Here is a 9,542-nt window from a genome sequence, read left to right as displayed (position 1 = left end):
GGTGCGTTGAGTTCGCTAGCAATAGCCAGCTATTCGATTACGTACGCAAATTCGCCTTGTTCTAAGGAAAAATATCCCCCCTAGAAAAAGTTTTAAGTCTTTGTTAATAATTACACTGAATTCAGCTTATTCAGGTATAAAAAAAGCGCCGATTGGCGCTTTTCATATTAATGCGTAAGAGCAGAGTAAATTATGACTTTTCTCTTGAAGCACGTTTACGTTCGTTTTCAGTAAGATGACGCTTACGAATTCGAATGTTAATTGGTGTAACTTCAACTAACTCATCATCAGCGATAAACTCTAATGATTGCTCTAGAGAATATTTAAGGTGTGGAGAAAGCGTTTGAGCTTCATCTGTACCTGATGCACGTACGTTAGTTAATTGCTTACCTTTAAGCGCGTTAACCGTAAGGTCGTTGTCGCGGTTGTGAATACCAATTACCATGCCTTCATAAACTTCAACACCATGACCGATAAATAAACGACCACGCTCTTGTAAGTTAAATAATGCATTCGTTAATGCTTTACCTGTTGCATTAGCAATTAATACACCGTTATTACGAACACCAATTTCTCCACCTTTATGCGGCGCATAATGTGAATACGTATGGTAAATAAGACCTGAACCAGAAGTGATTGTCATGAAATCTGTTTGGAAACCAATTAAACCACGGCTTGGCATTAAGAAGTCTAGACGCATGCGGCCTTTACCATCTGGTGCCATATCAGTTAATTCACCTTTACGTAAACCAACTTGCTCCATGATTGAACCTTGGTGCTCTTCTTCACAGTCAATTGTCACTGTTTCAAATGGTTCTTCAAGTACGCCGTCAACAGTACGTAAAATAACTTGAGGACGAGATACGGCTAATTCGTAACCTTCACGTCTCATGTTTTCGATTAAAATACCTAGGTGTAATTCACCACGACCAGATACACGGAAGCTATCAGGATTGTCAGTATCTTCAACTCTTAATGCAACGTTGTGGACTAATTCTTTATCTAATCTCTCACGAATATTACGTGATGTAACGTATTTACCTTCTTTACCACAGAAAGGTGAATTATTAACAGAGAAAGTCATAGTTACTGTTGGTTCATCTACTGATAACGCAGGTAAAGCTTCAACATTATTTGGGCAACAAATAGTGTCTGAAATTTTAAGCTCACCACAACCAGAGATAGTAATAATGTTACCAGCAAAAGCTTCTTCCGCTTCAATTCGCTCTAAACCAAGGTAGCTTTGAATAGAGCCAACTTTTGCATTTCGTTTAGTACCGTCTGCAGAGATGATAGTCACTTGTTGGTTTGGTTTTACCGAACCACGTTTAATTCTACCCACACCTAGCACGCCAACATATGAGTTGTAATCTAGTTGTGAAATTTGCATTTGAAATGCACCGTCAAGCTCAACAACTGGAGGAGCAACATTATCAACAATCGCTTGGAATAATGGTTCCATGTTCTCAGATGGATTGTCTAAATCCATTGTTGCCCAACCGTTAATCGCAGATGCATAAACAGTCGTAAAGTCTAATTGCTCGTCTGTTGCACCTAGGTTGTCAAATAAATCAAAGATTTGATCCATTACCCAATCAGGGCGAGCACCTGGCTTGTCGATTTTATTAATAACAACAATTGGTTTTAAGCCTTGCGCGAATGCTTTTTGAGTTACGAAGCGCGTTTGTGGCATTGGACCTTCTTGAGCATCTACTAATAGCAAAACTGAATCAGCCATTGAAAGTACACGTTCAACTTCGCCGCCAAAGTCAGCATGTCCAGGGGTATCTATGATATTGATATGGTAGTCTTGCCATTCGATTGCAGTGTTTTTTGCAAGAATTGTAATACCACGTTCTTTTTCAATGTCGTTAGAATCCATAACGCGTTCTTCGTTTCCGCCGCGGGTTTCTAAAGTACCTGATTGTCCTAACAATTTATCAACTAGGGTAGTTTTACCATGGTCAACGTGCGCGATGATCGCGATATTTCTCAATTTTTCTAACACAAGATGCTTCCGAGATTAATAGTTAAAGTAATTCATGCTCATTTTACTTTAAAAATAAACAGAGCATTGAATAAAATTGCGCGCATTGTACACAGGGTTCGACTTTTATAGTAGTAAAACCGTCGAAAAACTGATCTATTTTACGATAATTGTTGTTTCGCACTTGCCCTAGCTTACTTTATTACTGTATTTTATGTGGGCGATTTTGGGTGAATGATGTCAGGATGGTTTTTCAAAAGCATCATTACTGTGCAACCTACGCACCAAATTAAAGCAAAGCGTTTTGTGAATAACCCTGCAGAGATTGATACATGCCTATATTATTTGAAGATTTAAGTAATGGCATGCTATTTGCTGGTAAATTCGCAAGGCGTGAATTTTAATTAATTAGCGCTAATTAATAATATAATATTCCGGAGAAATGCAATGTCTGCAGAAATTCTTGCTACGTTAAAAGACAACGAAGTTAAATTCGTTGACTTACGATTCACTGATACTAAAGGTAAAGAACAACACGTTTCTATTCCAGCTCATCAAGTAAATGATGACTTCTTCGTTGACGGTAAAATGTTCGACGGTTCTTCAATTGCTGGTTGGAAAGGTATCAACGAATCAGACATGATTCTTATGCCTGACGCATCTACTGCTGTTATGGACCCTTTCTCAGAAGAGTCTACTTTAATTATTCGTTGTGACATCATCGAGCCTGCAACTATGCAAGGTTACGACCGTGATCCACGTTCAATCGCTAAACGCGCAATGGAATTCTTAAAATCAACTGGTATCGGTGACGATGCTTACTTCGGTCCAGAGCCAGAGTTCTTCTTATTTGATGACGTTAAATACGATCAACAAATGGGTAGCGGTTTCTACAGCGTAGATTCAACTGAAGCAGCTTGGAACTCAGGTAAGTCATACGACGAAGGCAACATGGCTCACCGTCCAGGTGTTAAAGGCGGTTACTTCCCGGTTCCACCAGTAGATTCAGCACACGACATCCGTGCAGCTATGTGTTTAATTCTTGAAGAAATGGGTCAAGTTGTTGAAGCACATCACCATGAAGTTGCTACAGCTGGTCAAAACGAGATTGCTACTCAGTTCAACTCTATGGTTGAAAAAGCTGATGAAGTTCAAATCAAAAAATATGTTATCCATAACGTTGCTCACGCATACGGCAAAACTGCTACTTTCATGCCTAAGCCTCTTCTTGGTGATAACGGTTCTGGTATGCACGTTCACCAATCAATTGCGAAAGACGGTAAAAACGTTTTCGCTGGTGACAAGTACGCTGGTTTATCTCAAGAAGCTTTATGGTACATCGGTGGTATCATCAAGCATGCTAAAGCAATCAATGCTTTCACAAATGCGTCAACTAACTCTTACAAGCGTTTAGTTCCACATTTCGAAGCGCCAATCATGTTAGCTTACTCTGCACGTAACCGTTCTGCTTCTATCCGTATTCCATACGTAACTAGCGATCGTGCACGTCGTATCGAGTGTCGTTTCCCTGATCCAACACAAAACCCTTACTTAGGCTTCACGTCTATGTTAATGGCTGGTATCGACGGTATCATCAACAAAATCGATCCAGGCGCTGCTATGGATAAAGATTTATATAACTTACCTGCAGAAGAAGAAAAAGCAATTCCAAAAGTTGCTCGTTCTTTAGAAGAAGCATTAGCAGCATTAGACGCTGACCGTGACTTCTTAAAAGCTGGTGGCGTTATGAGCGACGAGATGATCGACGCATACATCGAACTTAAATCTGAAGAAGCACAACAAGTTAGCGTTGCGCCACACCCAGTTGAGTTCCAATTATACTACAGCGTATAATTTTACTTCACATTGAGTGAATAAAATAAAAAGTCCACTTCGGTGGACTTTTTTTATGGCATTTTTTTAGTTCTCAGCATAAAGTAAACTAACGTTGAATTTGGTTAAAGGTGAAGCAATGAAGCTTAAAGCAAGCCTACTCGGCTTACTATTAGTGATTTGGATACCCTGCTTATCTGCTGAAAACGTCTATATGTATCGAGATTCTAACGGCGTCTTAATCTTTACCGACCAACCAAAAGATGAAAGAGCCAAACAAATTTCTGTTAAAGCCAAAATATCATCCTTCCCTAAATATCAATCCAAGACGCAAACGAAAGCGGTTGCAACAGACTCAAACATAACGCCTAAGATTAAAGTCTTACAACCAAAGTCTCAAGCTACGATAAGAGACAATCAAGGTAACTTATCAATTGCAATTAGCTTATCGCCAGTACCTGAATATGAGTATAATATCGAGTTATTGCTGGACGGTGTTCGTATTAACACTCCAACTAAAAAACTCATTCACCATATAAATAATGTCTATAGAGGTGAGCACGAACTAAAAGTCAACTTACTTGATAATAGCGGCAAACTTCTTGCATCGTCAGAACCAGTAACTTTTTATATGCATAGAACAACGATTTCAGGCGCTAAATAAGCTGCCTAATTTTACAGTTATTTCTATTATTGCTATAAAATAGTGCTGTGCGCACTTTTGGTGCGAAAATTACCAAGCAAAGAGGCGGCCGTGTTTAGCGATATCATTATTAATAATATTAGTAGCTGTATGCTCATTTTAGATGCTGAGCTTAAAGTTATGTATGCCAATCCTGCTGCAGAAAACTTTTTCAATTTAAGTATTCGACGCCTAAATGAGCTTTCTTTTGATCAATTGTTCAGATATAGCTCTCTCGATTTAGAACGCGTCCGACAAGCAGTTCCAACACAACAAGGTTTTACGGATAATGAAGTTTCTTTAGTGACGCTGGATGAACAGCATTCTATGGCTGAACTGACATTTAACCCAGTGATTAAAGACGGCAATAATTACCTTTTGGTAGAAATTCACGCCATAGATCAGTTGAAAAGAGTAAGCCAAGAAAGTTTTGTTCAATCTCAGATGCATGCTTCACGTGATTTAATTAGAGGCTTAGCACACGAAATAAAAAATCCACTCGGTGGCATTCGTGGTGCAGCTCAGTTACTAGACAAAATGCTAACTGACAATGACTTAAAAGAATGTACCCAAATTATTATCACGCAATCCGATCGTCTAAGAAACTTAGTTGATCGACTACTTGGGCCAAATAAATTACCCCAACGAGGTTTAGGCAATCTTCACAAAATTATTGAAGATGTACGAGCTTTAATAGAATTAGAAACAGAAGATAGCAAAGTAACCTTTGCTCGTGATTATGATCCTAGCATCCCTGATTTCATTATGGATGAGGAACAAATCCACCAAGCATTTTTAAATATTGCCCGCAACGCTTTTCAGGCTTTGCAAGCACAAGGTCAGGGCAAAATTACTTTTAAAACAAGAATAGCAAGCCAAGAAACAATTGGTGGTCAACGACATAAACTCGTCGCTATCATTAATATAATAGATAATGGCCCTGGCATACCAGAGCACATTCGCGACACCCTATTTTATCCAATGATCACCACTAAAAGCGACGGGACAGGCCTAGGCTTGTCAATTGCGCAAACGCTTGTAAACCAACATGCAGGTCGTATCCATTGCGAGAGCTGGCCTGGTCATACAGAATTTAGCGTATATATACCGATTGAGTTATAGGAAAAAAGATTATGAGTGCGACCAAAGTTTGGATTGTTGATGATGACAGCTCAATTAGATGGGTAATGGAGAAGGCATTAGCCGCTGCTGATATCAGCAATACAAGCTTCGAATCACCACTGGATTTACTCGAAGCATTAAAAACGGATAGTCCAGATGTGATCGTTTCAGATATTCGTATGCCAGAAATGGATGGTATGGAATTGTTGAATCAAGTTCATTTACACGATGCTGAAATCCCAGTCATTATCATGACTGCCCACTCTGATTTAGACTCTGCTGTAAACGCCTACCAGAGTGGTGCATTTGAATATTTACCTAAACCATTTGATATAGACGATGCAGTTAGCTTAACCCAAAGAGCTTTATCGCACGTTAAAGAGAATAGTAAGAAGAAACGTAATCGTCCTTCTGACTCATCGATTTCTACCGATATAATTGGCGAAGCGCCTGCGATGCAGGAAGTATTTCGCGCGATTGGCCGCCTATCTCGCTCTAGCATAAGTGTACTTATTAATGGTCAATCAGGTACAGGTAAAGAATTAGTCGCCCGAGCACTTCATAAACATAGCCCGAGAAAAGATAAAACCTTTATTGCGTTAAATATGGCTGCGATCCCGAACGATCTAATAGAGTCAGAACTATTTGGTCATGAAAAAGGGGCATTTACAGGTGCGAATGCTGTTCGAGAAGGACGCTTTGAACAAGCAAATGGCGGTTCTTTATTCTTAGATGAAATTGGTGATATGCCACTTCAAGTGCAAACACGTTTATTACGAGTCTTGTCTGATGGTCAATTTTATCGAGTGGGTGGCAGACAACCGCTTAATGCAGATGTCAGAATTATCGCCGCAACACATCAAGATTTAGAAAAACTGGTCGCAGATGGAAAATTCCGTGAAGATTTATTTCATCGCTTAAATGTAATCCGAGTGCATTTACCACCGCTGTGCGAGCGTAGTCAAGATATCCCTAAATTAGCTGCTCAATTTTTAAAGCAAGCAGCAAAAGAAATGAGTGTTGAAGAAAAACGTCTATCCGTTGAAGCTTCTGAATATTTAAGTAATCTACCTTGGCCAGGTAATGTTAGACAGCTAGAAAATACTTGTCGCTGGTTGACTGTTATGGCAAGCGGCCAAGAGATTCTAATTGCCGATTTACCACCAGAGCTTTTAACATCAGCTGAATCGACGGGCGCAACGACAAATCAAGCAACTCAAGTCATTACTGGTGATTGGCAATCTCAACTAACTAACTGGGTTGATGCTGAGCTTAATGCAGGCAAAAATGACATCCTAGATAATGCGCTGGCAATTTTTGAAACCATAATGCTTAAACGTGCATTGCACCATACTATGGGGCATAAACAAGAAGCCGCTAAACGCTTAGGTTGGGGGCGAAATACCATCACGCGTAAGATGAAAGAGTTAAATATTTAAGCTTTTGAGAGGGTTATCTCCCAATAACCCTCTCAAAATTTAATGAAATCCGCCTGATTATCAGCTAACCTATAACTAATCCAAGCTAAAAAAGATAATGACTGAGTGAGCTTTTCAAACTACTTTCCGTTAGACCAACGCGAAGCCCAATGGCAAGCTTTTCAGCACCAAGATATTCACCCTTTTTGGCAAGAATTTGCAACCGAATCTGTCTACCAAACTCAAGATAATATTAATCTGCACTACGCATTTATCAAAAACCCAAATTCAAAAAAACTGATCGTCTTATTACCAGGACGAGTTGAATCCTATCTAAAGTACAAAGAGCTAGCATACGACTTATTTCATGCGGGCTTTAGTATATTTACGATAGATCATAGAGGTCAGGGTCAATCAAGCAGAAGTTTAAAAGATCCCGAAAAAGGCTATGTAAAGAAGTTTGATTATTTTGCTGACGATTTAAATGCAGTATTAGAATCAACTCAACTACTCCAACACCACGAAGAAGTATGCTGCTTGGCACATTCAATGGGCTCTGCTATTGCTTTAAATTGGCAACACAGATATAAAATTGGACTTAAAAAACTCGTTCTAGTGGCGCCTATGCTAGGAATAAACGCAGGGCCATTAACTCAAGTCGGCGCCAAATGGGTCGCTTCAATCTCAGATAAGCTTGCTCGCTGCATCAAACCTGAAGCCCCCTACTTCATAGGTCAGCATGGATACCAAAGGCACGAATATAAAGACAATAACCTATGCCGAAGTTTACATAGGTTTGAGCACGGACAAGATATACTGGCCAAATATCCACTTGGTGGCGTAACAACGACTTGGTTATACCAAGCACTCAAATTTATCTCAACCTTACCAGAAGTCGCTAAGTCACTCAGCTGTGATACTTTCTTACTTCAAGCAGAAAATGAATTAATTGTCAGTTTAAATGCGCAAAATGAATGGACTTGCTTGGCCGAAGGCAAAGTAACTAAAAAGCTAGTAAAAGAAGCTCGGCACGAAATTTTAATGGAAAGTGATAGGATAAGAGAACCCCTAATCCTTGAATTAATTGAGTTTCTTACCAGCAATTAAGCAGTATACATATAAAACTAAATTGGGTGAGTAGGTTTATTTTAAACTTAACTCAATTTACGTATTATAAAAAAAACCTGAGAACCATAAAAATAATTAACTTTAAAAATTAATAAGTTAACCACCTATTGTAAACTTACGTAAAGATATAAATTTTCATAAAAATCAAAAAAAATACCTATCTACATGATTTAACTTACATTTCCCTTAATAAATTTATCAAATTTTAAACTTTTGGTCGTAGTGTAAAGCTATGTATTAAAGGTTGAATAATTGTTACCAAAAAGTAACTATCAGTAATTCCTTATGCTTACGCATGAGTTTGAAAGCAAAACTCTGGTTGTTATTCATACCAGATATTGATGAAAAATAACTTTTCTGCACAAAAATGACGGGAATAATATGAAACATATAATTAAAACCTCTTTGTTAACTGGCTTACTATCTTTATCTGCAAGTGCAATTGCGGGAGGCACTTTAACCATCTCAAATCAAACAGGCACTATCGTTATTGACGATAATAATGACTATGATGAAATTGTTATTCCTGCTGGAAAAACCCTCCAAGCGAATATCCAAATTTTAAAAGGGCGAACAAACGATGTTGTCATTAGAGGCAATAATAGAAGCACATCAATTATTGCGCCTAATGGTTTATTTGGGGAGTCACAAGCAGACGCTAAAGGAGTTGAAGGCAAGAAATTAAGCTCAATTTATGCAGATTGTAACTGCACGGTCTCTATTTCAAAACTCACTAGCAGAAACCCAGAGAAATTTCACATTTTAGGGGATACAGATAATTCAGTGATGTTAGTTGATAATGTGAATATTTATACTCGTATTGCAAGCGGCAGCGATGTCCATCACCACCACACAACGGATGGTTTTGGTGGTGGTATCGGCTCATCGATTCGTAACTCAGTGATTGATACCTTTGATGACAGCGTAAAAGTATATAGAACGGAAATGACTGTAGAAAACCTTAAGATTTACCATAATGAATTTGGTGCGCCTTACCAATTTGGTTGGGGCGGATTTAATTATGCCAAGCTCATTGCTAAAGGTACAAATACAGTTGTAGATAATGATTCAAGCTATCGCCATGGCGTGTTCGGATGGGTAAAAACCAACGAACCGGGTTTAGTACGAAAAGTCGATTTTAGAGGCACCTTTAACCACAATGTTGCATCAGGTAAAACCCGCTCTGATTTGTATACATTTGGTCACTTAAGTAATTCAGCGAATAAAGTCACTGGCGCAACATTAAACTTATTCGGTAGTAAGTGTAAAGCGTCAACGTCAACAAACACCTCTATGCGTCAAGGTAGTAGTTTAAATATCACTAATGGTACCTACTGCTCTTAAAATTAATATATGAGTGCTTGGTAACATC

General features: G+C 38.7%; 7 protein-coding genes. 6 read left to right on the top strand and 1 reads right to left on the bottom strand.

The genetic code is table 11. The features are described 5' to 3' along the window. Positions 1-190 precede the first annotated feature (190 nt). A complete protein-coding gene (gene typA, locus XM47_RS14035) occupies positions 191-2,008 on the bottom strand; it encodes a translational GTPase TypA (protein ID WP_048693756.1) in 1,818 nt (605 codons plus the stop codon). 426 nt (positions 2,009-2,434) lie between these two features. On the opposite strand from typA, the gene glnA reads away from it, so the two are divergent. The 6 genes from glnA to XM47_RS14005 all read left to right on the top strand — a co-directional run bounded on the left by glnA (position 2,435) and on the right by XM47_RS14005 (position 9,514). Further along, positions 2,435-3,841, top strand: a complete 1,407-nt coding sequence (gene glnA, locus XM47_RS14030; protein WP_048693754.1) for a glutamate--ammonia ligase — start codon at positions 2,435-2,437, stop codon at positions 3,839-3,841. A gap of 118 nt (positions 3,842-3,959) precedes the next feature. Then, positions 3,960-4,484, top strand: coding sequence for a DUF4124 domain-containing protein (locus XM47_RS14025; RefSeq protein ID WP_048693751.1), 525 nt, complete (start codon positions 3,960-3,962; stop codon positions 4,482-4,484). Positions 4,485-4,574: 90 nt separating this feature from the next. Next, a complete protein-coding gene (gene glnL, locus XM47_RS14020) occupies positions 4,575-5,624 on the top strand; it encodes a nitrogen regulation protein NR(II) (protein WP_172656540.1) in 1,050 nt (349 codons plus the stop codon). 11 nt (positions 5,625-5,635) lie between these two features. Continuing rightward, the gene (gene glnG, locus XM47_RS14015) at positions 5,636-7,063 is read left to right on the top strand and encodes a nitrogen regulation protein NR(I) (protein ID WP_048693745.1); all 1,428 of its coding nucleotides are present in this window, start codon (positions 5,636-5,638) and stop codon (positions 7,061-7,063) included. Positions 7,064-7,168: 105 nt separating this feature from the next. Then, positions 7,169-8,149, top strand: a complete 981-nt coding sequence (locus XM47_RS14010; RefSeq protein WP_048693742.1) for an alpha/beta fold hydrolase — start codon at positions 7,169-7,171, stop codon at positions 8,147-8,149. A 402-nt stretch (positions 8,150-8,551) separates the two neighbouring features. Then, on the top strand, positions 8,552-9,514 hold the full coding sequence (locus XM47_RS14005) for a hypothetical protein (protein WP_048693740.1): 963 nt from the start codon (positions 8,552-8,554) through the stop codon (positions 9,512-9,514). Positions 9,515-9,542: the final 28 nt, after the last annotated feature.

The sequence above is a fragment of the Catenovulum maritimum genome (assembly GCF_001050375.1).
GTDB lineage: Bacteria > Pseudomonadota > Gammaproteobacteria > Enterobacterales > Alteromonadaceae > Catenovulum > Catenovulum maritimum.
The sequence above is the reverse complement of the archived record's forward strand: the minus strand, read 5'-3'. Positions and strand labels throughout refer to the sequence as shown.